We start from the raw sequence: 702 nt of genomic DNA on the forward strand, positions 1-702 counted from the left end.
GACCGGGAGGAACGCACCACCGACCAGAAGACCTACGACGGACCCCCCATCCCCGAGGACATCGCCGCGACCGACCTCGACCGCTACGCCCGCGACCAGCTCTCCAACCTCCCCGCCAAGCTCGCCGACCGCGTCGCCCGCCACCTCATCATGGCCGGACTCCTCCTGCACGACGACCCCGAGACCGCCTACGCCCACGCCCTCGCCGCCCGCGCCCGCGCACCCCGCAACGCCCTCATCCGCGAAGCCTGCGGCGAAACCGCCTACGCAGCCGGCCACTACGCCCAAGCCCTCGCCGAACTCCGCGCCGCCCGCCGCATCAACGGCCAACACCTCTACGCCCCCATGATGGCCGACTGCGAACGCGCCCTCGGCCGACCCACCCAAGCCCTCACCTACGACAACCCCACCACCCGCACCCACCTCGACCACACCGGCAACATCGAACTCACCATCGTCATCGCCGGCGCCCGCCGAGACCTCGGCCAACACCAAGCCGCCCTCCAACTCCTCCAGACCGAACCCCTCCACACCACCACCCGCGCCCCCTGGGCCACCCGCCTCAAATACACCTACGCCGACACCCTCGCGCACACCGGCCAAACCCACGAAGCCCTCCAATGGTTCCACCGCGTCATCGCCACCGACCCCCACCACACCACCGACGCACCCCAACGCATCACCCAACTCGAACACGAACTC

At 70.2% G+C, this 702-nt stretch carries 1 protein-coding gene; it reads left to right on the plus strand.

Features of this window, described 5'->3' with window-relative positions; genetic code table 11:
• A partial coding sequence (locus AC3WRM_RS18415; protein ID WP_492250003.1) for a tetratricopeptide repeat protein occupies nt 1-702 on the plus strand: 702 nt, incomplete at both ends.

This window comes from Aeromicrobium sp. EU05-FHT14F07 (assembly GCF_058790455.1).